Raw genomic sequence first — 25,245 nt, forward strand, 5'->3', positions numbered from 1 at the left:
GGCGTATTCACCGCGCCACGGTTGGGGTGTAGCCAAGTGGTAAGGCAACGGTTTTTGGTACCGCGTACCGTAGGTTCGAATCCTACCACCCCAGCCAGTTCCTTGATCCGCTCATGACGTCTTGCTTTGCAAGCTGTCGCTGAAGGCCACTTCGGAGCCGTTGCCCCAAGCGCGGCCCCGATTGAGAGTGAGCGGAACGCCCAAGTGGTCCCACCGGCTCATCAGGCTGTCCTGAATTGCACGCTGGCTTGTTGGCCGCAACTGAAGCATGCTCTTGGAATGTTGGTAAAGCAAAGCGTCGCGATCGAAGATGTCCGTGTGCCGCTCAAGCGGAAGAAGACGCTGGATGAGGCAAAGGTACAACTGATCGCCGAGAGCATCATCGAGGACGGTCAACTTACGCCGATTCAAGTGCGCGCGGACGGCACCAGTTACGTACTGGTGGAGGGGCTGCATCGGCTGGAAGCTCTTCGCATCCTGGGGGAGACCTCTGTGGATGCGTATATTGTCAGGGCCCGCTTGCACTAGCTGGCAAGTCGGCGGCCTGTGACATTGGGCAATCCCACCGCTGAAAACCATGTCTCTCGAAGGAATACCCAGGGTCGTCTCCATCGGGGACCACAGGCAGTTGCACCGTCACGCTCGCCAGGCTTTGCCACCCTTCCGGATCATGGCATCACCGTAGTTAGGATGTCGGCGGCGCTAGCCGGTCGGTGGCGGCACCCGGACCGTATCCGGCTCGACCCTCCCTTGCATCGTTGCGAGCAGCGACCGCCGGGCAATGGATCGTCGGGGAGCCACGCAGCTTCGCGGCTTCGTTGCAGGTTTCCCAGGTTCTGGTCTTGTGGGTTGGCGGATCGGGTTTGCTTGTGCCCAACAGCTGCCACGCTGGGGTCCGCGATGAGTCCTTTTCGGCTGTTGCGCGACAAAGCTGGAAATTCCGCTGCGGTCCAGCAAGGATCACCGAACTCCCGCGCAGTCAGCCTTGTCGGGCACCGGAGCAGGTTCAGGAGTCGGGTTGGCTCGCCCACGAGGCGTTCTTGGAGTGGATCGGCATTGACTGGTGACCCCGTGTCGGCAAATCCAGCGCACCCGCCAATGCGATGATCCGCAGGGCCATGGCAAACGACGCTCAAAGCGCGGTGAACAGAAAATAACCGGCGCAACCCGAACGGCGCCGGTCCCGGCCATGCGCGCATCTACTCAGCCGAAGTCCGTGCCGTGTGAGGCTCCTTCGTCTGCCGCTTGCGTGTCGGATTTATCCATCAGGTGGCGGATATGGCGGGCAAAGGTCCAGGTTGCCGGAACGCCGATCAAACAGCCGATCGCAATGGCCCATCCGGTCGACAGCACCGGCCCGCCAACCCAGCTGAAGATGAGCGCGGCGAAGAAAACGTTGACGCCCATCGCGCCTGCTCCGAACGGATACAGGACCAGGGCAATCCGCGCCGTCGACCAGCCCTGGCGGGTCATCGCCGGGACACCAGCCGGTGCACGGCGATCATCGACACGATCAGCGCGATGCAGGCGAGGGCGTACCAGAACTCGGCCGTGGCCGATTGCGCCTGCGGGATCGGGCGGTCAAAGCCTTCGGCCCATGCGGGGGTCACAAGAAGGGCGGGGAGGAAACGGATATAGCGCATGTCAGGTCTCCTGAGTGAGTCTGCGGTAGATGTCGGGCAGGGCGCGGGTCAGGCGCTCGGGGTTGGGCAACAGTGTAAAGCCGCCGCGCCCGAAGATGCGGGCAAACCAGTCCTGCCCGTCCTCGTCGATGATGACGCCGTGCAGGGCGTGACCGGCAAGGCGGGCCTCGCGCACGGCCATGTGGCTGTCCTCGATGCCATGCTGGCCCTCGTAGTGGTCGAGGTCGTTGGGCTTGCCGTCGGTCAGCACGATCAGCAGCTTGCGGGCCGAGGGTTCGGCCGCCAGCTGCGCGCTGGCATGGCGGATGGCGGCGCCGAGACGGGTGTAGTGACCAGGTTTCAGGGCGCCGATATTGGCGGTGATCGCCGCGTTCATCGGCGCATCGAAATCCTTGCAGCGGGTCAGGAACACGCGGTCCCGGCGCAACGAGGAAAAACCCCAGATCCCCAGACGGTCGCCGGCGGCGTCGATCCCGGCGGCCAGCGCGGCCATGGCCTCGCGTGCGACTTCGATCACGGAGGTGTCGCCGATCGCGGCCTCTGTCGACCGCGACGTGTCGATCAGGAAGGCGACCGACAGGTCGCGTTCGGTCTGGCGCGCGGCCTGCCAGATGCGATCCGATCCGCGCCCGGTGGCGACCAGATCGGCGCGTGCGGTCAGCAGCGCATCCAGGTCCAGTTCCGTCCCGTCCACCTGCCGCGGTTGCAGGATGCGGCGCGGGCGCAGCGCCTCGAATTGGCGGCGCACCTCGCGAATGCGACGCTCATCGGCGCGGTAGGGATGCGCGGCGTCGGGCTGCGCGGGGGCATCCAGCACCCGGCAATGGCCGTCCATGTAACTGCGTGAACGGTGGTTCCATTCCGGATAGGTGTGTTCGCCGGCCAGCGCCTCGTGGTCAGCATCGGCGGGGGACAGATCCAGATGCAGGCGCAGCCGGGTCGCGGCCTTGCGGTCGTGTTTGGACAGGGTGATGTTGTCCTGATCGTCGGCGGCCTTCTGGGCGTTTTCATCGTCGTCATCGTCGACGCTGCGGTTGATGTTCATTGACTCGACCCACGACAGGATCGACTCGAACCGGTGGATGATAAAGCTGTCCTTGCGGTTCTGTTGATCCTGATCCTTGCGCATGCCCAGCTTGCGACTGGTCAGCGCGGCAGTGGGCGGCGGGGCGGCGGGATCGGCCTGTTCTTCGGTCGCGGCACTGCCCGAACCGGGTACGGCAAAGCGCAGCCAGATCGGCACCGGCGCAAAGGGCATGTAGCCGCGCGGCGTGCCGGAACAGGCGACGACAGGGGTGCCCCCGCAGAGTTGGTCGCGGATGGCGGTTTCAAAGATGGCCTCTTGCGCGGGGCGCGCCAGATCGGTCCGTGTAGCGGCGCAAAGGCGCGCCATTTCGGCATAATCCTCACGCAGGCCGGGGCACAGCGCATAAGCGGCATCAGAGGCGGCGGCATTGGCGCGGATCTGGGCGCCGTCCAGCGCGGGGCCTTCGCCGGCCAGACCCAGCGTGGCGGGATCGCTGACAGCCGCCAGCGCGGTCAGCCAGAAATAGGCGGCGCGGTTCAGCCGCGCCTCGGGAAAGGCGGCGATGAACGGGGGCAGGGACAGCCGTTCGCCATCATACTGCGCCACCCATTCGCGGTCGCGTTCCGCCCCCAGCTTGCGGCGCAGGAGCTGGCGGTGACGGACAAGGGTTGCCGGGGTTTCGGACAACTCCACCCCCGCCGCCCCGCCCAGGGCGCGGAACAGCACCGACAGGCTGGGCCGGACGGAGGCAAGCGGTACGCCCGCCTCAGGATAGGTGACGGCCTGTCCGATCCCGCTGGCCATGTCGTGCCAGAGATTTCCGACGGTTTCTTCCGGTTCCATGAGATCGGACAGGCGCATCTTTATCATCCGTAGATTGTCGCGATAAGGTCACGCAGTGCAACGCCCACGTCGGGCTCGTCGCTGAGAGGCTGCACGATGGCGGCTTCCAGCGCCTGGTCGACGCCCATGCCCCCCGCCATCAGGGTGGCGGCGTAGATCAGCAGGCGGGTCGAGACGCCTTCCTCCAGATCCATGCCGGACAGCTTCCGGATACGCCCGGCAAGCCGGACCAGAGGGGCGACGCGCCCCGGTTCCAGCCCGCTTTCGCGCGCCACGACCGCGATTTCGGCCTCTTCCGCCGGAAAATCGAAGGCAATCGACAGGAACCGCTGGCGCGTCGACGGCTTCAGCCGTTTCAGCACGTTCTGGTAGCCCGGGTTGTAGGAGGCCACCAGCATGAAGCCTTTGGGCGCCACCAGTTCCTCTCCGGTGCGGTCGATCATGAGGGTACGCCGCGTGTCGGTGAGTGGGTGCAGCACCACGGTCACGTCCTTGCGGGCCTCCACGACCTCATCGAGGTAGCAGATGCCGCCCTCGCGCACCGCGCGGGTCAACGGCCCGTCCACCCAGACCGTTTCGCCGCCCTTCAGCAGGTAGCGTCCGATCAGGTCGGCGGCCGACAGGTCGTCATGGCAGGCCACGGTGTACAGCGGCTTGCCCAGTCGCGCCGCCATGTGTTCGACAAAGCGGGTCTTGCCGCAGCCGGTCGGCCCCTTCAGAAGAAGGGGCAAACCGTGGTCATAGGCCGTCTCGAACAGCGCGCATTCCTGCGCTGTCGGCTGGTAGAACGGCAGGGTGGGATTGACGTGCATGTTCATCTCAGCCTCCAAGAGCGGGGTTGGCCGCGCCGGGGGTGATGATCTCGCGCTTGCGCACCACCAGCAGCGAATAGATGAACAGCAGCGCACCGACGACGACAGCGGCACCCGCCCCAAAGCGCATTATGTAGAACAGCGTCAGGCCGTCCTGGACGTCCATGTAATAGTCCCCCACGACGCGTTGCATATGCGTCTGGATGGTGCCGGCAAAGGTCAGCACAAAGGTCATGAAGGCCATCCCGCCGGTCATCAGCCAGAACGATGCCATGTTGAGCACCTGGTTATAGGGCTCGCGGTTGCGCAGCATCGGCATCGCGTAGGTGAACATCGCCAGGTTCAGCGCCACGTAAGCCCCGTAAAAGGACAGGTGCCCGTGGGCGGCGGTGATCTGCGTGCCGTGGCTGTAGAAGTTGACCCCGTGCAGCGTGTGCAGGAACCCCCAGACACCGGCGCCGAAGAAGGCAACCGTGCTGGCCCCCAGCGACCACAGCAGGGCAGCCTTGTTGGGGTGGTTCTTGCGGCCTTTCCAGACCATGACAAAGGCAAAGCTCATCATCAGGAAGAAGGGGATCACCTCGAAAGTCGAGAAGATCGAGCCGACCCACTGCCAGTAGCCCGGCAGACCGATCCAGTAGAAATGGTGCCCGGTGCCAAGGATGCCCGAGAAAAGCGCCGTGGCGACAATGACATACAGCCATTTCTCGACCACTTCGCGGTCCACGCCGGTCAGCTTGAGCAACAGGAAGGCCAGGATCGACGCCATGACCAGTTCCCAGGTCGCCTCGACCCACAGGTGAACGACGAACCACCAGTACATCTTGTCCAGCGACAGGTTGTCCGGGTTGATGAAGGCAAAGATCCAGAGCAGCGACAACAGCCACAGCCCCATCAGCAGCACGTTTGTGATGGCGGTTTTCTTGCCCGCAAGAACGGTCATCGAAATATTGAACAGGAAGATCAGCGCGGCGACAAGGATGCCGAACTTGACCCACAGGGGCTGTTCCAGGAACTCGCGCCCGCCGTGGATGCCGACAAGATACGATCCGACCGCGCCAAGCGTGCCGACCATCAGGATGATCAACTGAAGATAGGCCAGTTTGACCGAATAGATCTCACGTTCCGACTCTTCCGGGATCAGGAAATAGGCCGCCCCGAAGAAGCCCAGCAGCAGCCAGACGATCAGCGCGTTGGTATGGATCATGCGAATGATGTTGAACGGCAGAAGCTCCGACAGGAAGTTGGGCGAGATATAGACCCAGCCCGCCAGCAATCCCCCCAGCACCTGAATGCCGAACAGGGCCATTGCGCAGATGAAGTAGGCTTGCGCCACCTTTTGTGATTTGTACTTCATGGTTTTTTCTCCTTAGCCGGCATCGTTGGGCGGCCAGCCCTGCGTGTCGGTCTGATCGGCCCAGCGCAGGAATTCCGCCAGCCCGCGCATCTCTTCTTCGGTGAGTTCGAAGTACGGCATCTGGCGGCGGCCCTCGATGCCCGAAGGCTGTGCGTTCATCCAGCCATCCAGCACTTCGTAGGCGCCTTCGGGGTCGTCCAGCACACCCCAGCGGGTCATGACGTTGCCGACCTCGGGGGCGAAATACGCGCCTTCGCCGTGCAGCGAATGGCAGTTGATGCAGGAATGCCGCTCCCACACGTGTTTGCCCAGAACCACCTCTTCGGAAAGAGGCATGCCGGCCGTCGATGTCGTCACCACGTAGTTGTGGCTTTGCACGGTCAACGCGATGAAGACGACCACGAAAAAGATCGACCCTCCGTAGAAAACGTTGCGCGCCCGTGACTTGGTTAGGAATTCAGCCATGTCCGGCCTCCTTGTCATTCAGGTCGTCCACGCATAGCGCGGCGCCGAATGCGGAAATTTGCGCCAGAACAACGTTCGGGCCGGAACGGTATGGATCATACCCATGAAAGGATTTGCCATGCGCGGACCACGGTTTGACGATCCCAAGCTGCCCCTGTCGGACCTCATGGTCCGCTGGCCCGCGACGGCGGCGGTGTTCATGCGCCACGGGATGCTCTGCGTGGGATGCCTGATCGCGCCGTTTCACACGATCACGGACGCCTGCGCCGAGTATCACCTCGACGTGAATGCCTTTGTCGCCGAGCTTCGCGAGGCGATCAATGAAAAGCCGTGAGTTAGGGGGCGTGTGTCAGGCCTGACTGAGAACGACCAGCGCATGCGGATCACAGACCGTGATGCGCTTGCGCCTGCTTTGCACCAATCCCTGCTTTTCCCATCCGCTGAGAAGGCGGCTGACCGTATGCAGCGTGGTGGCCGTCAGTTCCGACAGGTCCTGGCGGGTGATCGGAAAGTTGATCTCGATGCCGTCCTCGACCTTGCGCCCGGCCTGGTTGGCCAGCCGCAGCAACGCGTTCGCCACCCGCTGTTCGACCTGTTGTGTCGCCATTTCGACGATCCGGTTGTTCATCTCGCCAACCCGGAAACCGACGGTCTTGTAGGTTTCGGTGGCAAACCCATCGTAGTCCGCCACGAAACTGTCCCACAGCCGTGTGGGCCAGCTGAGCGCGATGGATTCGGCCGCCGTCACCGCTGTTGCCGGATAGGTGTCGCGTCCCAGCGCCCGGGCGATCCCCAAAAGCTGGCCGCACGGAATGTGCAACACGGTGACCTGCTCTCCGGTGGCGGTGACGCGCATGACGCGGACATAACCATCCAGCAACATGAAGAACCGGTCCGCCGGATCGCCTTCGTTGAAGATGTGCGTCCCCGCGTGGTACCGCCGTGAACTGGCCAGATCCAGAACCGAGCGGATCTGACGCCGGTCCAGCCGCGAAAACGGCGGCAGGTGAGACAGCAGGCTTTCGTCCAGCCGCGGCAGTGTCTTGTTGGAGGCTTCCTGGTTCATGAAAATCCTGTGCCACATCCGTGGGCGCCGTACCAGTTCCTCGAACCCAGCGTTGAGCCATCGGAACAATCTCCAAAGGGGGCAGCATCATCTTGTCCCGGCCTGCCAGCACAGTCCCAAGTCAATTGGACCGGCATCAAGAGGTGCTGTCCCCCGGCGAGGCCCGCCGATATCGTGGCAGGGCGGTGAAGTGGCGCGGCGAAAGCATGACCGCGGAACCGGAGCATAGGCCGGCACGATTTGTCGTGAAACGGAGCGTGCGTCCGCGCAAGGCTCGGGCTCCTGAAACCAGTGCATTGATACTGTCGAGGCGAGGAAGGACATGATTCTCCGGACAACGCTCGACAAGAGAGCACTGCCAGGCGTGTTTCAAGACGGACGCGCGGTCCCCTTGGCAATCGCAGATCAGCCCGTGAAAGAGCGCAAGGCATGGCGTGTTCGGCCTGAGATGCACCGTGCCGGGTGGGACACGGACGAAGTGTTTTGACCGGATGAGGGCGCGCGGATCTTGACGATGATTGGGGAAAGTCCTGATATAATGTATGATTTTGCCACCGTCGTGGAGCAGCCCTGTTACGCTCATTGTTGAATTCGCTGTCGAAGGCGCGGCCTGAGACTGAGCCCGAAAGCCTTTCGGGCGATCTGGCGTCGTGGTCCGGTTTCCTTCGCTCCTGCCTGTCGATTGACCTGGAAGTCGATCCCAGGACGGCTAGGGTGTTTGACCTGGCGGCAGTCCGGAAGGACGATGATCGGTCAAATCGCTGCCGCAACGGCGACATGGCGGCCGCGCTCGACCGGCTGGAGGCGGCGCTTGCTGACGCGGCGCATATCATCGGCCACAACATCCTGCGCCACGACCTCCCGCATTTGGCGGCGGCGCGGCCTCGCCTCGCGGAACTGGCGCAGGCACCGATTGATACGCTCTGGCTCAACCCGCTGGCCTTTCCACGCAATCCCTACCACCGGCTGGTGAAACATTATCACGACGGACGCCTGCAGTCGGGGCACGTGAACAATCCCGAAGCGGATGCGCGGCTGGTTTTCGACGTCCTGGAGAACCAGCTCGATTCCTTCCGCAAGATGGCCGAAGGGCAGGCGGATCTGCTGGCTGCCTACCATTTCCTGACGACTCGCGGCGAAGGCAACGGCGGGTTCGATGCGGTGTTCCGTGCGGTGCGGGGCAAGCCGGCGCCGCAGATGGCCGAGGCGCAACAGGTCTTGCGGGGCTTGTTGAAGGACGAGGCCTGCGGAGCGGCGGTGGCCCGATTGGTCGAGCAGATCGGTACGCCGGGGGCCGGCTGGCCGCTGGCCTATGCCCTGGCCTGGATCTCGGTCGCGGGGGGCGACTCTGTCATGCCGCCTTGGGTTAGGATGCAGTTCCCTGATGCGGCGCGGATGGTGAAACGGCTGCGCGACACGAACTGCGACGCACCCGGTTGCGCGTGGTGCCGGGAAAAGGGCGATCCAAACAAGGCGTTGTCGCGCTGGTTCGGCTTCGACGCGTACCGCCCCGCGCCAGTAGACGCGCACGGCCGCCCCTTGCAGGAGCGTATCGTCGACGAAGGGATGCGGGGGCAGAGCCTGTTGGGCATCCTGCCGACCGGCACCGGGAAATCCGTCTGCTACCAGGTCCCCGCACTGGCAAAGTTCGACCGGACCGGCGCGCTGACGGTCGTCATCTCGCCGCTCGTGGCGCTGATGGCCGATCAGGTCGCGGGGATGGAGCGGGCGGGAATATCCTCGGCGGTGACAGTCAACGGGATGCTGTCGGTGCCCGAACGCCAGGAGGCGCTGGAGCGGGTGCGCTTGGGCGAGGCGGCGATGCTGCTGATCTCGCCGGAACAATTGCGCAGTGTTTCGGTGCGTTCGGTGTTGAAGCAGCGCGAAATCGGGCTTTGGGTGTTGGACGAGGCGCATTGCGTGTCAAAATGGGGCCACGATTTCCGGCCCGACTATCGCTACGTCTCGCGCTTCATCAAGGAGACGGCGGGCGACGCGGAACCCGCCCCGGTCATTTGCCTGACCGCGACCGCCAAGCCCGAGGTGGTGCGCGACATCCGCGATCACTTCCGGCAACGGCTGGGGGCGGAGCTTCTGTTGCTGGACGGTGGTGCCGCGCGGACCAACCTCAGCTTCGAGGTGCGCGCCACGGGCAAGCGGACAAAGCTGGGCGATATCCTGTCGGTCATCGAAGAGCGGCTTCCCGAGCAGGGCGTGTCCGGCGCGGTGGTCTACTGTGCGACGCGGAAAGCGACCGAGGACGTGGCGCATTTCCTGCAACAGCAGGGCCTGTCTGCGGCGCATTACCATGCCGGGCTCAAACCCGACGAAAAGAAGACGATCCAGGAGCGGTTCCGCATCGGCGAGCTGCGGGTGATTGCGGCAACCAATGCCTTTGGCATGGGGATCGACAAGCCGGACATCCGGCTCGTGGTCCATGGCGATATCCCCGGTTCGCTGGAGAATTACCTTCAGGAGGCCGGTCGAGCCGGTCGGGATCGCGATCCGGCGACCTGCGTGTTGCTGTTCTCGGGCGATGACGTCGAACGCCAGTTCAAGATGTCGGCGCGGTCGCGGCTGGCGCGCCACGAGATCGCGGCGATCCTGAAGGCGGTGCGCCGGATCGACGCCAAGACCCGCAATACCGGCGTGGTCGTCGCAACCTCGGGCGAGATCGTGCGGTCCGAGCTGGATCGCGAATTTCAGCGCGAAGAGGAGACGGACGACACGCGCGTCAAGACGGCGCTGTCCTGGCTCGAAGAGGCAAACCTGCTGCGCCGCGAAGAGAACCGTGTCCAGGTCTTCCCGTCGTCGTTGCGGGTGCGCAGCCTCGATGAGGCAAACACGCTGCTGGCAAAGGCGAAAGACCTCACCGACACGCGTCGCAGGCAGTTGATGGACGTGGTGCGCCACCTTGTGAACGCTCCGCCCGACGAGGGGATTTCCACCGATGATCTCACCGGCGCCAGCGGATTGACCGGCGGGCAGCTGACAAGGGCGCTGGCGGACCTGGAAACGCTGGGGATCGCGCGGAACGACACGGCCGTGACGGTGTTCGTGCATTCCGGGTTCTCGGAGGATTCCCGGGCGCGGTTGTCGCAGGCGGCGGCTCTGGAGACCGATCTGGTCGCCCTGATGCGCGAGCTTGTGCCCGATGCCGAGGACGGCACGGCACAGCCCTTGAACCTGCAACCCGCATGCCAGCAGCTGCGCGACAAGGGACATGCGCAGGTGCGTCCCGATATCGTGGAAAAGCTGTTGCGCGGCATGACGCGCGATGGCCGGGATCTGGATGGCGGCAAGGGCAACATTCGCCTGCACAAGAGGGCGCGCAACAGCCTTTCGGTGGCCCTGAACCGGTCCTGGGACGTCTTGGAGCACTCTGCCGATCTCCGCCGACAGGCGGGAGAGGCGCTGTTGACCCATCTGCTGGGGCGCCTGGACAAGGGACAGCGCGGCAAGGACCTGCAGGTCGAAACCACGCTTGGCGATCTCTTGGCCAGCCTGAACGGCGATGCCTTTCTGCGCGATCGGGTCAAGGAGATGACCCGCCTGATGGATCGCGCCCTGATGTGGCTGCACGAACAGGAGGTGGTCACGCTGGGCAAGGGGATGACGGTCTTTCGCCCGGCCATGACGGTGGCGCTTGCCCCCGGCAAGGGGCGTTTCCTGGTCAAGGATTTCGCGCCGCTGGAGGACCATTACGCCGAGCAGACGGTGCAGACGCATGTCATGGCGGCCTACGCCGAGACGGGCCTGATCTCCATGCAGAAGGCCGAGGCCCTGACGCAAGATTATTTCACCCTCGACCAGGAGGCCTTCATGGGTCGCTGGATGAAGGGACGCACGACCGAGGTCAAGCGCCAGACGACGGGAAAATCCTGGGCCGCGGTGGTCGAGGCGCTGGACAACCCGGTGCAACAGAAAATCGTCGCGGACGATCGCGACGCGACCAATGTGCTGGTGCTGGCGGGACCGGGGTCGGGAAAAACCCGGGTGTTGGTCCATCGCATCGCCTACCTGATCCGGGTGCGCCGCGAGGACCCTCGCAGCATCCTCGTCATGAGTTACAATCGCCACGCAGCGGTCGAGATCCGCGCCCGTTTGCGCCACCTGGTCGGCGACGACGCGCTGGGGGTCACTGTATCGACCTGCCACGCGCTTGCGATGCGGCTGGTCGGGGCGAGCTTTGCAGGGGAACGCGCCGGGAGCCAGGATTTCGACGGCATCGTTCGCGAAGCCGTCCGGCAATTGAACGGCGAGGGCCTGGCAAAGGCCGAGGCCGAGGCGCAGCGCGAAACCCTGATCCAGGGCTACCGCTGGATCCTCGTGGACGAATACCAGGACATCGGTCCGGAGGAATATGCGCTGATCGCCGCCGTGGCGGGGCGTTCGGTCGAAGACGAAGATGCGCGGCTGAGCCTTTTTGCCGTCGGCGACGATGATCAGAACATCTATGCCTTTGCCGGGGCCTCGATTCGCTACATCCGGCAGTTCGAACAGGATTACCGCGCCAAGCCCGAGTACCTGGTAGAGAACTACCGCTCGACCCGGCACATCGTCGAAGCATCGAACACGGTGATTGCCGGCGCGTCGGACCGCATGAAGACCGGCCATCCCATCACCGTGGACCGAAAACGGGCGGCTGCCGCCCCGGGCGGGGAAATGGCGGGCATCGACCCGGTTGGCCAAGGCCGCGTGCAGTTGCTGCACTGTCCGCCCGGTGACGTTGCCCAGGCCGTCGCGGCGGTGACGGAACTGCAACGGCTGGCGACATTGTGCCCCGGCTGGAACTGGGCCCGCACGGCGATCATCGCCCGCAACTGGCGGCAGCTGACCCCGGTGCGTGCCTATGCCGAAGCCCAAGGCATCCCGGTCGAGATGGCCAACGAGGAAATCCCCAGTCTCTGGCGGATGCGCGAGATGCGGCAATTCATCGGAGAGCTGAGCGCGGATCGCGCGCGGCTGTTCAACGTGGGCGACCTGCTGGACATCGTGAACGGCCTGCCAGCCAACCGTTGGTCGAACCTGCTGGCCGAAGGTGTCGCGGCCTTGGCGCAGGAGGTCGGCATGGGTGGGGTTGCCGTGCCCGACCTCGTCGAATGGTTCGGGGAATGGTCGCATGACGCGCGGGGGGAGCAGCACGGCCTGCTGCTGATGACGGCGCATCGCGCAAAGGGGCTGGAGTTCGACGATATCGTGATCCTTGACGGCGGCTGGGACCGGCCATCCAAGGGCGAGGATGTCGACGCCCCCCGCCGCCTGTTCTACGTGGCCATGACCCGTGCCCGCCGCAGCCTGGCGGTGCTGACCCAAGGCACGCATCCCTTCGTTCCCGCAGGCGGAGACAACATCCTGCGGCGACATGCCCCGCCAGGGGACGTGATGGGGTCCGTGCTGACGACCGAGTACCGGATGCCCAGCCTGTCCGAAGTCTTCATCGACTGGGGGGGACGGCAAGCGGCGAATTCCGCGATCGCCCGCGCCATCGCCGAGGCCCGGACCGGCGATGCCGTCACCCTGTACAGCGATGCTGGGCGATGGTGGATAACCGATACGAAGGGGCGCAGGATCGGTGCGATGAAGTCCGGCTGGACCCCACCCAAGGGCAATGTGGGATTATCCGCTCAGATCGGCGCGATCGTCACGCGCTTTGCCCACGAAAGCGGCGAGGACCATCGGTCCAAGCTGCGCCAGGACGCCTGGGAAATTGTCCTGCCTGAGATCACTGCACGGTGAGTCGATTAATCTCAATCGGTGTTGACGACTGCTTCCCTTTGGGTGCGGCCGTTCGGGCTGGACAGGATCCCGCGACGGTCGCCGGCGAAACGGGGCAGGGCTGAAACCGCGCCCGCGCGTCTTGCCGTCGCGGCTATGCCCGGACACCGGCTGGAACGGCTGCCATGACTCGGCGCGATCATCGGAACGTAGAGCCCGTCGCCCACCCGCGCCTGGCCGATGATGCGTAGGGCCATTCAATGCACCAGCGCGGCGGCGTCCGGCCCCCGGATCTGCGCCTGCCGCTGGCACGACACGTCCCAGCCCTGTGCATGTTGGCGCAGGTGCCTGCAATTCTCTTCGACGCTGGTCCGAAACGCCTTGGGCAAGAGCATGCGGTTGACCACGGAAAACCCGCGCCCAGATCACGTTCACCTCTGGGGGAAGCGCGACTTTGTAGCGAAAAGGCATATTTCGCTCGGCTATGGCATGACATGGCTTGGCAGGCTGCTGCCGGGGTGTTCTGCCGAACGCGCCCTCAACCGTTATCCGGGTTTCTGCCCTGCGATCTGGCTCATGGGCCGGTCCCGTCCACACAGCGATACCGGGGGTGCCTGTTTGCTCATCCGACCCGGTCAGCCGACTGGAATCCCGATGTGACGTCTGCGCGAACAGAGGGCGGCAACAACGCCCAAGCTAAGCGGAGTTCGAATCCGGCATCAGCGCCCGGAACGTGGCGTCATCGACGACCAGATCGGCGAGGCAGTAGCTGTCAAAAATGCCTAACATCGCGGCCAGGGCTTGGTCAAAGACCCTGGGCAAGGCGCATGATTGCGTGATGACGCACGCGTTGTCCTGGCGGTAGCACTCGACCAGGGAAAAATCCGGTTCGGTCACCCTGATGACCTGGCCCAGGTTGATTTCATCGGGTGGCGCGTTGAGCCGGAACCCACCCTGCGGGCCGCGCTGGGCGGCAAGAAACCCCGCGTCGCACAAGGTTCGGACCACCTTCTTGAGATGAGGCGCCGAGATGCCGTAAAGCGCGGCCGCCTCTTCGATGGTCACGTTCCGCCCCTGTTTGCTGGCCGCGAGCAGCAGGAGGCGCAGCGCATAGTCCGTGAACTTCGTCAGCCGCACCGTCCGCCCCCCCGGTCATGTCAATACACCGCGTCACCCGCGCCGGACCCCGTTCCCGCGGCCGCACCGGCGAACGGGGCGAGTTAACCACCAATTCTGCATGGCGCTCTTGATCTCAATCAATGTGCCGGTCCGCGCCAAGTGCAACAAGGCAGCCAGAAAAGGGTGATTTCAGATGATCCAAATGTCGAAAGAACGGAATGCCTAGAATCGGTTGCCATAAACCGCTGGAACGGCTGTGGTCCTTCGGGGTCTGCATCGCCCGTGTTCTGGCGATTCTGGCGGCTGTGGCCATGGCGACCGGCGTCGCCGTCGATGGCCGCGCCCAGGCGGGCTTGGCTGTCTCTGGCATCGAAATGGTCATCTGTTCCAGCGACGGGCCGGTGTCGGTCATGCTCGACCATCAGGGCAATCCGGTCAAGATGCCCGACGACGGCGACTGCGCGTGCCTGTGTGCCTGCTGCCCGACCCTGGCCACCCCCTTCCTGGCGCCCGCGGCGACAGGACAATGCCTGCCCGCGGAATCTTCGGCCCTTGTCTGCCCGCCGCTGAAATCGACGGTCCTTGCCTATGAACGTGGACGTCGCCCTGTCCCGCGCGGACCCCCGTTCGAGAAAGAATCATGATGTCCCTGTTCCGTTTCGTTTCCCGTGTCCTGATCCTGCTGACCCTTGTCGCCGCACCGGCAGCGGCGCAGACGCCGATCCTCAACCAGTTCATCGGCGAGCTGGCAGCAGCCGATCTTGTCGAAGGGGCCGATGGTTTTGGCCCGATCCGTGCCGACCTGCCGGTTGCGCCGATCCTGCGCGGCAGCGAAACCGTCGGATGGGCCTTTGTCACGTCGGATTTCGTCGGCACCACCGGGTATTCCGGCAAACCCATTCATGTCATGGTCGCCATCGGGCCGGACGCCGTCCTGCAGTCGGTGACGCTGGTCAAGCATTCCGAACCGATCGTCCTGATCGGCATCCCCGAAGCGAAGGTCAAGGCGTTGACCGCCTCCTATGCCGGCCTCGACATCGCGGCCGAAGCCGCGCAGGGCGGCGCGGCGCACGATCTGAACATCATCTCCGGCGCCACTGTCACGATCATGGTGATCGACGATTCCGTCGTGCGGTCTTCGATCCGGGTCGCCCGCGCGCTGGGCCTGGGCGGGCTGGTCGTCGAAGCGGCGCCCGAAGGCCCGCGGTTCGAGATCAACGCGGGCGCCACGGCGGCCGACGACTGGCACACCCTTGTCGGGGATGGCACCGTACGGCGGCTGTCGCTGGATGTCGGCCAGGTCAACCGCGCCTTTGAACAGGTCGAGGACCCCCGCGCGGCCCAGCGTCCGATCAGCGGCCCAGAGGACGAGACCTTCATCGACCTCTACGCCACGCTGGTGTCGATTCCCGGTATCACCGATGCGCTGCTGGAGCCCGGCGAGGCGCAGAACCTGCGCGACTGGCTGGCCGAAGGCGAACAAGCGCTGCTTGTCGCGGGGCGGGGGCAATATTCGTTCAAGGGATCGGGCTATGTCCGCGGCGGCATCTTTGACCGCATTCAGCTGATCCAGGGCGACATCTCTGTCCGCTTCCGCGACCGCGAGCATCGCCGCGTCGGCGCAATTGCCGCCGAGGGTGCGCCCTCGCTGTCGGAAATGGACATGTTCCGCATTCCGGCCGATGTCGGCTTCGATCCGACACAGCCCTTCCGCCTTCAACTGCTGGTGCAGCGCGACGTCGGTGCCATCGAACGCGTCTACACGACCTTCGAGATGGGCTGGCAGCCGCCCGCGGCGTTCCTGACCGAGATCGCACCGCAAGCCGCGCCCGCCGCCGCCCTGCTGGCCGAAACGGACGAGGCCGCCGCCAAGACAGCGCTCTGGCAGCGCATCTGGCGGGACAAGAAGGTCGAGATCGGCGTCCTTGCCGCGATGCTGGGTCTCCTCACGATCGTGTTCTTCTTTCAGGACTTCGTGACCCGCTCGGCCAAGGCGACGCTGTGGTTCCGCATGGGCTTTCTGACGGTGACGCTGGTCTTTCTGGGATGGTACGCGAACGCGCAGCTTTCTGTCGTGAACCTGATGGCGCTGGCGCACTCCCTGGTCACCGATTTCACGTGGGAGGCGTTCCTGCTGGATCCGCTGACCTTCATCCTGTGGTTCTCGGTCGCCGCCGCGCTGATCTTCTGGGGACGTGGTGCCTACTGCGGCTGGCTCTGCCCGTTCGGCGCGCTGCAGGAACTGACCAACCGGATCGCCAAGCTGTTCCACATCCCGCAGTGGCACCTGCCCTGGGGTCTGCATGAACGGCTGTGGCCGCTCAAGTACATCCTGTTCCTGGGTCTGTTCGGCGTCTCGCTGGCGTCGATCGACCAGGCCGAACAACTGGCCGAGATCGAGCCCTTCAAGACCGCGATCGTCCTCAAGTTCGACCGTGCGTGGCCCTTTGTCCTGTATGTCGGCGTCCTGCTGTTCGTCGGCCTGTTCATCGAACGGTTCTACTGCCGCTACCTGTGCCCGCTTGGCGCGGCCCTGGCCATCCCGGCGCGCATCCGGATGTTCGACTGGCTCAAGCGATACCGGGAATGCGGCAATCCCTGCCAGACCTGCGCCAACGACTGCATGGTCCAGGCGATCCATCCGACCGGGGAAATCAATCCCAACGAGTGCCTGAACTGCCTCAACTGCCAGGTGCTCTACCGGTCGAAAACGAAATGCCCTGTCGTCCAGCGCCGCGAGAAACGCCGCGCCACAGCCTCGGCCGGTGCCGCGGCGCTCGACAGGGTTCTGACCAATCACCCCAACAGAAAGGAGACCTGAAATGTCTGACGAAATGGGGAAAGGCGGCATCAGCCGCCGCGGCCTGCTGGGCGCGACGGCCGGCGGGGCCGCACTGGGCACGCTGGGTGTATCCGGCACGGCCATGATGATGGGCGTCGCGGGCGGCGCGTTCCTGGGATCGGCCAAACCGGCGCTGGCCGCCACGGCCGATGGTCACGTGGCCCCCGGCGACCTGGACGAATACTACGGCTTCTGGTCCTCGGGCCAGACCGGCGAGATGCGGATCCTCGGCGTCCCGTCGATGCGCGAACTGATGCGCGTGCCGGTGTTCAACATCTGCTCGGCCACCGGCTGGGGGATCACCAACGAATCCAAGAAGATCCTGACCGAAGGCCTGACCGAGAAAACCAAGGCCTATCTTGCCGCCAACGGGCTGGAATTCCCGCGCAACGGCGACCTGCACCACGTCCACATGTCCTTTACCGAGGGCAAGTACGACGGCCGCTTCCTGTTCATGAACGACAAGGCCAACACGCGCGTCGCGCGGGTGCGCTGCGACGTCATGAAATGCGACAAGATCATCGAGATCCCCAACGCCAAGGGCATCCACGGTCTGCGCCCGCAGAAATGGCCGCGCACCAACTACGTCTTTGCCAATGGCGAGGATGAGGCGCCGATGGTCAACGACGGTCAGATCCTCGACGATCCGTCGAAATACGTGAACTTCTACACCGCCATCAACGCCGACGACATGACCATCGCCTGGCAGGTCATGGTGACCGGCAACCTCGACAACACCGATGCGGACTACGAAGGCAAATACGCCTTCTCGACCTCTTACAACTCGGAAATGGGGATGACGCTGGCCGACATGACGGCGGCGGACATGGATCACGTGGTGGTCTACAACATCGCCGAGATCGAGAAGGGCATCGAAGCCGGCGATTTCATCGAACTGAACGGCGTCAAGGTGATTGACGGGCGCAAGGGGGCGGAAAAGAACTATGTCCGCTACATCCCGATCCCGAACAACCCGCATGGCTGCAACATGGCGCCGGACAAGGTGCACCTGTGCATCGGGGGCAAGCTGTCGCCGACGGTCAGCGTGATCGACGTGCGCAAGCTGGACGCCGTGTTCTACGACGGCGCAGAGCCGCGTTCCTGCGTGGTGGCCGAACCCGAACTGGGCCTCGGACCGCTGCACACCTGCTTTGACGGGCAGGGCAATGCCTTCACCACCCTGTTCCTCGACAGCCAGGTCGTGAAATGGAACATCGACAACGCGATCAAGGCCTACGCCGGCGAAAGCGCGGATCCGATCATCTCCAAGACGGACGTGCATTACCAGCCGGGCCACAACTCGACCGCCGAAGGCGAAACGCTGGACGCATCGGCGAAATACTACATCTCGATGAACAAGTTCTCGAAGGATCGCTTCCTCAACGTCGGTCCGCTCAAGCCCGAGAACGAGCAGCTCTTCCTCATCGAGGGTGACAACCTGACCCTGCTTCACGACGGTCCGACCTTTGCCGAACCGCACGACTCGATCCTCGTGCATCGTTCGAAGGTCAATCCGGTACACGTCTGGGACCGCGAGGACCCGTCGTGGGAAGACGCGCGGCAGCAGGCCGCCGCGGATGGTGTGGACCTTGACTGGGGCCACGACGAGGTGATCCGCGACGGCAACAAGGTGCGGGTCTACATGTCCTCCGTCGCGCCGCAGTTCAGCATGGAGAAGTTCACCGTCAAGCAGGGCGACGAGGTGACGGTCTATGTCACCAACATGGACGACATCGACGACCTGACCCACGGCTTCACCATGGGCAACCACGGCGTCGCGATGGAGGTCGGGCCACAGCAGACCGCGTCCGTGACCTTCACGGCGGCGCAGCCGGGCGTCTACTGGTACTACTGCCAGTGGTTCTGCCACGCGCTCCACATGGAGATGCGCGGCCGCATGTTTGTCGAACCGCAGGGCGCCTGAGCATGTCGCGCGTCCGGCACCTCTTGTCGATCGTCGCTGTCGTCCTGTGCACCGGGGCGGCCGCGGAAACCGTGACGGTCGATCCCGTGCCGGGCGCGCTGAAATCCGCCGTCGCCGGGGCCAGCCCCGGCGACGTGCTCATCCTGATGCCGGGCCTGCACCAGGGCCCGGTATCGCTAGACATGCCCCTGACGCTGGAAGGACGGCCCGGCGCCGTCCTGCAAGGCGACGGCACCGGCAGCGTGGTGACCGTGACGGGCGATGGCGCGGTTGTCCGCGGGCTGCAGATCCTCGGGTCCGGCAATGACGGGGCCGAGATCGACTCGGGCGTCAAGCTGGCCCGTACGGCGACCAACGCGTTGGTCGAGGGCAACCATCTGACCGGCAACCTGCATGGCATCACCGTCCACGGCGCACGCGACAGCATCGTGCGCGGCAACCTGGTCGAAGGCCGCCGGGACCGGCGGGTCAACGACCGTGGCAACGGCATCTATGTCTGGAACGCGCCCGGCACCCTGGTCGAGGGCAACGACGTGATCTGGGGCCGCGACGGCATCTTTGCCAATGCGTCCAAGGACAACATCTTTCGCAACAACACCTTCCGCGACCTGCGGTTTGCCGTCCACTACATGTACACCAACAATTCCCAGGTCATCGGCAACGTCTCGGTGGGCAACACGCTGGGCTTTGCGCTGATGTTCTCGAACCGCATCGAGGTGCGGGACAACCTGTCGCTGGGCGACCGCACGCATGGCATCATGCTGAACTACGCCAACAACGCGACGATCACGGGAAACCTCGTGCGCGGTGGCACGCATGAGAAATGCACCTTCATCTACAACGCCCACAAGAACCGGATCGAGGGCAACCGTTTCGAGGGATGCGAGATCGGCATCCATTTCACCGCCGGGTCCGAACGCAACCAGATCACCGGCAATGCCTTCATCGGCAACCGGACCCAGGTCAAATACGTCGGCACGCGCCACATGGAGTGGAGCGCGGAGGGCCGCGGCAATTTCTGGTCGGACCATCCGGCCTTCGACCTTGATGGCGACGGCATCGCCGATGGCGTGTTCCGGCCGAACGACCTGATGGACCACATCCTGTGGTCGCAACCCTCGGCCAAGCTGCTGCTGGGATCGCCCGCCGTGCAGCTTGTCCGCTGGAGCCAGGCCGCCTTTCCTGCGACACTGCCCGGCGGGGTGCTCGACAGCGCGCCGCTGATGGTGGCGCCGCAGATCGCGGTGCCGGCGAACATCGCGGCGATGGAAGCCGAGGCCCGGGCCCGGGCCGCCGCCAGACAGGACAGACAGGAGATGAGCGATGCTGACCTGCTCTCGGGTCACTAGGACATTCGGCGCCGTCGAGGCGCTGAAGGATGTCAGCCTTTCGGTGGCTGAAGGCGAGCGCGTGGCGCTGCTGGGCCACAACGGGGCGGGCAAGTCGACCTTGATGAAGATCGTGCTGGGCCTGATCGCCGCGACCTCGGGCGAGGTCCGCGTGGCGGAGGCAGCCCCGGGCAGCCGCGCCGCGCGCGAAGCCGCCGCCTATCTGCCCGAGAACGCGGCCTTTCACCCCGCGCTCACCGGACGCGAACAGATCGCGCTGTACCTGCGCCTGCGCGGCGAACCGGCGGCCAAGGCGGGCGGCCTGCTCGAACGGGTCGGGCTGGACCATGCCGCCGACCGCCGGATCGGCACCTACTCCAAGGGGATGCGCCAGCGCGTGGGACTGGCGCAGGCGCTGATCGGCCGTCCGCGGCTGATGGTGCTGGACGAACCGACAAGCGGGCTCGACCCCGTGTCGCGGCGCGACTTCTACGCCATCCTCGACGACCTGGCGCGCGAGGGTGCGGCGATCCTGCTGTCCTCGCACGCCCTGACCGAGGTCGAGGCCCGCACCGACCGCATCGCCATCCTGTCGAAGGGTCGGCTCGTCGCCAACGACACGCTGGCCAGCCTGCGCCGCGAGGCCGGGCTGCCGATCCACATCCAGGTCGCCGCGCGGCCAGATACGGTGGGGGACGTGGCCGAGCGGCTGGCCGGGACGCGGGTGAACGGCGTCCGGGTGGACCTGACCTGCGCGCATGGCGACAAGCTGGCCCGCCTTGGCCAGATCGCCGGCCTTGGCGCGATGATTGACGATGTCGAGGTGATCCCGCCCAGCCTCGAGGACCTATACACCCATTTCAGCCGGAGGGCCGGACAATGACACGCGTGATGGCCGGCGCAGGCGCCGAGATGCGCATCGCCCTGCGCAACCGCTGGGTCGCGATCGCGGTCGTGATGATGGCGCTGTTCGCGCTTGTGCTGTCGGCGGCGGGCAGCGCGCCCACCGGGCAGGTCGGGGCGGACAGGCTGTCGGTCACGGTGGCAAGCCTGACCTCGCTTGCCGTCTACCTGGTGCCGCTGCTGGCGCTGCTGATGTCCTTCGACGCGGTCGCGGGAGAGATCGAGCGCGGCACCCTGTCGCTGATCCTGACCTACCCGGTCAGCCGGAGCGAGATCCTCGCGGGCAAGTTCCTGGCCCACCTGGCGGTGCTGGGGCTTGCCATCGTGGTGGGCTACGGCGTGGCCGCAGGCGCCGCCTTTGCCTTTGATCCCGGCGCGGCGGCGGGGCTTCCGGCCCTGGCGCGGCTGCTGCTGACCTCGCTGCTGCTGGGCGCGGCCTTCCTTGGCGTCGGCTACGCCGTCTCGGCGCTGGCGCGGCGGCCGGGATCGGCGGCGGGCGCGGCCATCGGCCTCTGGCTGGTCTGCGTCGTGCTCTATGACCTGGGCCTGCTGGCGGCCGTGGTCGCCGACAGCGGCGGTGTGTTCACGACGCAGGTCTTTCCCTGGCTGCTGCTGGCCAATCCGGCCGACGCCTTCCGGCTCTACAACCTCGCGGCGTCCGAGGCGGCGGGAGCCGCCGCCGGGGTCGCGGGGGCGGCGGAAACCATTCCGCCGTATTGGGCGCTGTCCTCGCTGATCCTGTGGGTGGCGGGCGGTTTCGCGCTGGCCATCCTCGCGTTCCGGCGGGTGCGGCCATGACCCGTCTGATCGTTCTTGCGCTACTCGCGCTGGCCCTGGGTGCCTGCAAGAAGGAGGTGGCCGAACGGCCGCTTCCGGTGTCGATGACGGCCGAGGCCGTGGGCCACTATTGCCAGATGGACCTGCTGGAGCATCCCGGCCCCAAGGCGCAGGTCCACCTGGACGGGTTGCCCGATCCGCTGTTCTTCAGCCAGGTGCGCGATGCCATCGCCTACCAGCGCATGCCGGAACAGAGCCACGCCATCGCCGCGATCTACGTCAGCGACATGGGCGTCGCGCCCAGCTGGCAAAGCCCGGGCGCCGACAACTGGATCGCGGCGGAAAGTGCCGTGTTCGTCGTCGGGGCCAGCATCAACGGCGGCATGGGCGCGCCTGAACTGGTCCCCTTCGCCGACCGCAGCGCCGCCGAGGCCTTTGTCGCTGACAATGGCGGCGAGATCCTGTCCCTGGCTGCCGTCCCCGACGACACGGTTCTGACCCCGGTCGAGTTCGAGCTTGACGCCGAGGGCAATTTCATCCCGCCCGAAGGGGCGGTCATCGACTAGGAGCACAGGATGCCGACCCTTTCCCGCCGCCGTTTCATCGCGATCTCTGCCTCTGCTGCCGTCTTGGCAGGCGGTCCAGCCCTTGGCGCACCGGCCAGGCACTGGACCGGCGTTGCGCTGGGCGCGCACGCGTCGATCACCCTGTCCCATCCCGACGCGGCGCGCATCGTCGCCGGGGTGCAAAAGGAAATCGACCGTCTCGAAGATATCTTCAGCCTCTATCGCACCGGATCGGCCCTGATGCGGCTGAACCGTGACGGGGCGCTCGACGCGCCGCCGTTCGAATTGGTGGAATGCCTGGGGGTGGCGGGGGTTGTCCATGCCGCCACCGGGGGTGCCTTCGATCCGACGGTGCAGCCGCTCTGGGACGCCTATGCCACGGCTCATGCAGCAGGTCATGCGCCGACCGCCGAGATGCTGGCCGAAGCGCGGCGCCTGGTCGGCTGGTCGGGGGTCGAGGTCATGCCGTCAAGGATCGGGTTCGCGCGGCCGGGCATGGCCCTCACTCTGAACGGCATCGCACAGGGCTATGTCGCCGACCGCGTCGCGAAGCTGCTGCAAATGCAGGGGCTTGACCGGATCCTGATCGACACGGGGGAATTCCGCGCCCTGGGCGGGATGCAGGATGGCGGTGCATGGCCGGTGAGCATCGAGAACACGCGCGCGGTCGGGCTGCGCGACCGTGCCCTGGCGACCTCGGCGGCGCTTGGGACATCCTTCGACCAGCAGGGAACGGTCGGTCACATCCTGGACCCCAGGACCGGCCTGCCGGCGCGGGTGTCCGGGCGGACCGTGTCCGTAACCGCGCCGACCGCGGCCCTCGCCGACGGGCTTTCGACCGGGCTTTGCCTGCTGGACGAGGCGGAGGCCACAAAGGTCGTCGGGCAGCTGCGCGACTGCCGGCTGGTCTGACGCGGCACAACCAGCGAGACCGCCGTGCGGCAGCCCCGCCACCCACATGGCGGGACTGTCAGCGAACGACGATGCCAATGGCGCCGCACCCGGGCATGCGTCGCCTTTGGCCTCTCTCCGTCTTTCGGGCTTGGCTCACGTCAGAGATCATTCCCAGAACATGACGACGTCCGCAAATGCGCATGCAAAGGCGTTCTGAACCGCCCCAAGTTTACCGGAGAGATGTTGGTTCGACGACTGGGCGGGTTTTTCTGCGGCGCTTGAATTTTTGTGGAAATCCTCCTCTGCTTCGTTCGACGCGACGTAGCCGATGGCGCTGTGTCGGTGCCGGTGTTGTACCAGTCGACCCATTTCAAGGTCTCCCATTCGACCTGGCCGGCCGATTTCCAAGGGCCGAGGACCTTGATCGCCTCGGTCTTGAAGAGCCCGATGATGCGTTCTGCCAGGGCGTTGCCGTGGCTGTCGCCGACGCTGCCGCCCGAGGTGTCGGTCCCGGCCTTTGCCAGCCGCTCGGTGTATCGGATCGACAGGTATAGGGCTGCCTTGGTGGATCCAATTGCCCGCCTCGGACGGCGCCCGCTGGCACCTCTCGGGACATTGCTGCGCAATGCCCGGCCGGACAGTGCACGATAGCGAACGTCCTGTCGACTCCCGCGCCAATAAGGCCGCCGTCCTGCTCGGTACGTCACGCCCCGCCTTGAGCTTGGCGACCTCCTTCAGGGCCGCGATCTCGGCCGGGTTTGCGCGCTGTAGGCCACTGCCGGAGAAAGCCGTGGTGATCCAGCGTCTCATGACGCTCTCGGCGACATCGAGCTTCCGACTGGCCTCGACCACGGCCACGCCGCGCCCGGTCACCAGCCTCACGGCCTCGATCTTGAACTCCTTGCCGAAGGTTCGTCTCTTCATCTGCTGGTCTGCGTCGGCGTCACGATGTTTTCTTCCTGTCCAACAAACCGGCGGCCTGCCGATCCGGTTCGGTGGGGCGCTGGTGGCTGGCATTGGCGTTGGTGGTGCACCGTCGGGGGCCGACCGACGCAGATTGCGCCCGTGTCGGTCTGGATGCGATCGCCGCCGAATAAGGCATTCTGGAGCCCGCGTTTCGGGCGCGGACCCTTCATCGTGAACGCCACAAGAAAGGCAGACCCATGCGCCACTTCCCCCTGATTGCCCTACTCGTCGGGTTTGCCAGCCCGGTCTGGGCGCAAACCGCTCCGTCGGCACGCGAAGTCGCGGCCTATGACGGCCTTTTCCGTGCCGCGCATGAGGGCGATGTCGCCATGATCGAGCAGCTGGTCGCCGAAGGCGCCGACGTCGATGCCCGCGATTCAAGGGGCCGCACACCGGTGCACGTGGCCGCCTTCGCCTCCGAGGATGACGCGCTTCGGGCGCTGGCCGAGGCCGGTGCCGACATGAATGCGCTGGAACATCGGGCCTACGATGCCGTGACGATTGCCGCGGTGGCGGACGATCCCGAACTGATGTCGCTCGCCATCGACCTGGGCAACGATCCGGGGCTTGTCACCAGCCCCTACGATGGCACCGCGCTGATCGCCGCGGCGCACCTTGGCCATGCCGAGGTGGTGCGGCGGCTGATCGCGGCGGGGGCGCCGCTCGATCACGTCAACAACCTGCATTGGACTGCCGTGATGGAGGCGGTGGTTTTGGGCGACGGCGGTCCGGATCACCTGGCCGTGCTCGATGCACTCCTGTCCGCAGGGGCTGACCGGTCGCTGGCCGACCGCGATGGCGTCACGCCGCTTCGGCACGCCGAGGCGCGGGGGTTCAAGGAGATGGCAGAGCGGCTTCGCCGACCGAACTAGCGCGGCGTCCTTGAAATCTGAACCGAGTGGATTCCCACGGGTCTGATTCTGTGATTCACCATGTGTGGAGGTGGATCATGGGCAAATCGCTATCAATGGACATTCGGGAGCGTGTTGTCGCTC

The 25,245-nt window shown here is 65.3% G+C and carries 23 protein-coding genes, 1 tRNA gene and 1 pseudogene; 13 read left to right on the forward strand and 12 right to left on the reverse strand.

The window, feature by feature from the left end:
* Positions 1–22: 22 nt before the first annotated feature.
* Positions 23–97, forward strand: a tRNA-Gln gene (locus tag MAA8898_RS21050).
* 182 nt (positions 98–279) lie between these two features.
* A complete protein-coding gene (locus MAA8898_RS21055; RefSeq protein WP_094023007.1) occupies positions 280–528 on the forward strand; it encodes a ParB N-terminal domain-containing protein in 249 nt (82 codons plus the stop codon).
* A gap of 675 nt (positions 529–1,203) precedes the next feature.
* Here MAA8898_RS21055 and MAA8898_RS21060 read toward each other — a convergent pair.
* From MAA8898_RS21060 to MAA8898_RS21085, 6 genes are read right to left on the reverse strand one after another with little or no spacing between them, the layout of a single operon-like run.
* A complete protein-coding gene (locus MAA8898_RS21060) occupies positions 1,204–1,473 on the reverse strand; it encodes an NnrT protein (protein WP_094023008.1) in 270 nt (89 codons plus the stop codon).
* Positions 1,470–1,643, reverse strand: coding sequence for a protein NnrT (locus MAA8898_RS21065; protein WP_094023009.1), 174 nt, complete (start codon positions 1,641–1,643; stop codon positions 1,470–1,472). The genes MAA8898_RS21060 and MAA8898_RS21065 overlap by 4 nt, the downstream gene beginning before the upstream one ends.
* Before the next feature lies 1 nt (position 1,644).
* Positions 1,645–3,531 carry a nitric oxide reductase activation protein NorD gene (locus MAA8898_RS21070; RefSeq protein ID WP_094023010.1) on the reverse strand — a complete coding sequence of 629 codons (1,887 nt, stop codon included), beginning with the start codon at positions 3,529–3,531 and terminating at the stop codon, positions 1,645–1,647.
* Positions 3,532–3,536: 5 nt separating this feature from the next.
* The gene (locus tag MAA8898_RS21075) at positions 3,537–4,331 is read right to left on the reverse strand and encodes a CbbQ/NirQ/NorQ/GpvN family protein (RefSeq protein WP_094023011.1); all 795 of its coding nucleotides are present in this window, start codon (positions 4,329–4,331) and stop codon (positions 3,537–3,539) included.
* Between the two features lies 1 nt (position 4,332).
* Positions 4,333–5,682, reverse strand: a complete 1,350-nt coding sequence (locus MAA8898_RS21080) for a cbb3-type cytochrome c oxidase subunit I (protein WP_094023012.1) — start codon at positions 5,680–5,682, stop codon at positions 4,333–4,335.
* Positions 5,683–5,694: 12 nt separating this feature from the next.
* Positions 5,695–6,147: a c-type cytochrome gene (locus tag MAA8898_RS21085; protein ID WP_094023013.1), complete on the reverse strand. Its 453-nt coding sequence runs from the start codon at positions 6,145–6,147 to the stop codon at positions 5,695–5,697.
* Between the two features lie 103 nt (positions 6,148–6,250).
* On the opposite strand from MAA8898_RS21085, the gene MAA8898_RS21090 reads away from it, so the two are divergent.
* Positions 6,251–6,481, forward strand: coding sequence for a DUF1858 domain-containing protein (locus MAA8898_RS21090; RefSeq protein ID WP_370738635.1), 231 nt, complete (start codon positions 6,251–6,253; stop codon positions 6,479–6,481).
* A gap of 15 nt (positions 6,482–6,496) precedes the next feature.
* On the opposite strand, the gene MAA8898_RS21095 is transcribed toward MAA8898_RS21090, so the two are convergent.
* Complete coding sequence (locus MAA8898_RS21095; RefSeq protein WP_094023015.1) at positions 6,497–7,213, reverse strand: Crp/Fnr family transcriptional regulator; 717 nt, start codon at positions 7,211–7,213, stop codon at positions 6,497–6,499.
* Between the two features lie 777 nt (positions 7,214–7,990).
* On the opposite strand from MAA8898_RS21095, the gene MAA8898_RS21100 reads away from it, so the two are divergent.
* The gene (locus tag MAA8898_RS21100) at positions 7,991–12,952 is read left to right on the forward strand and encodes a RecQ family ATP-dependent DNA helicase (RefSeq protein ID WP_217900526.1); all 4,962 of its coding nucleotides are present in this window, start codon (positions 7,991–7,993) and stop codon (positions 12,950–12,952) included.
* 11 nt (positions 12,953–12,963) lie between these two features.
* On the opposite strand, the gene MAA8898_RS26410 is transcribed toward MAA8898_RS21100, so the two are convergent.
* The 3 genes from MAA8898_RS26410 to MAA8898_RS21105 all read right to left on the reverse strand — a co-directional run bounded on the left by MAA8898_RS26410 (position 12,964) and on the right by MAA8898_RS21105 (position 14,068).
* Positions 12,964–13,188, reverse strand: coding sequence for a hypothetical protein (locus MAA8898_RS26410; protein ID WP_176445263.1), 225 nt, complete (start codon positions 13,186–13,188; stop codon positions 12,964–12,966).
* Positions 13,189–13,326 carry a hypothetical protein gene (locus tag MAA8898_RS26415; RefSeq protein WP_176445264.1) on the reverse strand — a complete coding sequence of 46 codons (138 nt, stop codon included), beginning with the start codon at positions 13,324–13,326 and terminating at the stop codon, positions 13,189–13,191.
* Between the two features lie 301 nt (positions 13,327–13,627).
* Entirely contained in the window at positions 13,628–14,068 is a 441-nt protein-coding gene (locus MAA8898_RS21105) for an RrF2 family transcriptional regulator (RefSeq protein WP_094023016.1), read from the reverse strand.
* A 200-nt stretch (positions 14,069–14,268) separates the two neighbouring features.
* Here MAA8898_RS21105 and MAA8898_RS21110 point away from each other — a divergent pair, with 200 nt between their 5' ends.
* The 8 genes from MAA8898_RS21110 to MAA8898_RS21145 are packed head-to-tail and all read left to right on the forward strand — an operon-like array spanning position 14,269 to position 23,302.
* Positions 14,269–14,694 (forward strand): DUF2946 family protein, encoded by a 426-nt coding sequence (locus tag MAA8898_RS21110; protein WP_141194910.1) that lies wholly within the window; start codon positions 14,269–14,271, stop codon positions 14,692–14,694.
* Positions 14,694–16,871, forward strand: coding sequence for a NosR/NirI family protein (locus tag MAA8898_RS21115; RefSeq protein ID WP_094023018.1), 2,178 nt, complete (start codon positions 14,694–14,696; stop codon positions 16,869–16,871). The genes MAA8898_RS21110 and MAA8898_RS21115 overlap by 1 nt, the downstream gene beginning before the upstream one ends.
* A 1-nt stretch (position 16,872) precedes the next feature.
* On the forward strand, positions 16,873–18,816 hold the full coding sequence (nosZ, locus tag MAA8898_RS21120) for a TAT-dependent nitrous-oxide reductase (RefSeq protein ID WP_094023019.1): 1,944 nt from the start codon (positions 16,873–16,875) through the stop codon (positions 18,814–18,816).
* A gap of 2 nt (positions 18,817–18,818) precedes the next feature.
* Positions 18,819–20,165: a nitrous oxide reductase family maturation protein NosD gene (locus tag MAA8898_RS21125; RefSeq protein ID WP_094023020.1), complete on the forward strand. Its 1,347-nt coding sequence runs from the start codon at positions 18,819–18,821 to the stop codon at positions 20,163–20,165.
* Positions 20,140–21,027 carry an ABC transporter ATP-binding protein gene (locus tag MAA8898_RS21130; RefSeq protein WP_094023029.1) on the forward strand — a complete coding sequence of 296 codons (888 nt, stop codon included), beginning with the start codon at positions 20,140–20,142 and terminating at the stop codon, positions 21,025–21,027. The genes MAA8898_RS21125 and MAA8898_RS21130 overlap by 26 nt, the downstream gene beginning before the upstream one ends.
* Positions 21,024–21,845, forward strand: coding sequence for an ABC transporter permease (locus MAA8898_RS21135; protein WP_094023021.1), 822 nt, complete (start codon positions 21,024–21,026; stop codon positions 21,843–21,845). The genes MAA8898_RS21130 and MAA8898_RS21135 overlap by 4 nt, the downstream gene beginning before the upstream one ends.
* A complete protein-coding gene (locus tag MAA8898_RS21140; protein WP_176445265.1) occupies positions 21,842–22,390 on the forward strand; it encodes a nitrous oxide reductase accessory protein NosL in 549 nt (182 codons plus the stop codon). The genes MAA8898_RS21135 and MAA8898_RS21140 overlap by 4 nt, the downstream gene beginning before the upstream one ends.
* 9 nt (positions 22,391–22,399) lie before the next feature.
* Positions 22,400–23,302, forward strand: coding sequence for an FAD:protein FMN transferase (locus tag MAA8898_RS21145; RefSeq protein WP_094023022.1), 903 nt, complete (start codon positions 22,400–22,402; stop codon positions 23,300–23,302).
* 147 nt (positions 23,303–23,449) lie between these two features.
* Here the strand turns inward: MAA8898_RS21145 and MAA8898_RS27335 are convergent, their stop codons facing one another.
* On the reverse strand, positions 23,450–23,653 hold the full coding sequence (locus tag MAA8898_RS27335; protein ID WP_370738636.1) for a hypothetical protein: 204 nt from the start codon (positions 23,651–23,653) through the stop codon (positions 23,450–23,452).
* Positions 23,654–24,007: 354 nt separating this feature from the next.
* A pseudogene (locus MAA8898_RS27340) lies at positions 24,008–24,301 on the reverse strand (transposase); the annotation flags it as partial.
* A 146-nt stretch (positions 24,302–24,447) separates the two neighbouring features.
* Between MAA8898_RS27340 and MAA8898_RS21160 the strand changes: the two are divergent.
* Positions 24,448–25,122 carry an ankyrin repeat domain-containing protein gene (locus MAA8898_RS21160; RefSeq protein ID WP_094023024.1) on the forward strand — a complete coding sequence of 225 codons (675 nt, stop codon included), beginning with the start codon at positions 24,448–24,450 and terminating at the stop codon, positions 25,120–25,122.
* Positions 25,123–25,245 lie beyond the last annotated feature (123 nt).

It is taken from the genome of Antarctobacter aquimaris, from assembly GCF_900184945.1.
Taxonomy (GTDB): domain Bacteria; phylum Pseudomonadota; class Alphaproteobacteria; order Rhodobacterales; family Rhodobacteraceae; genus Maliponia; species Maliponia aquimaris.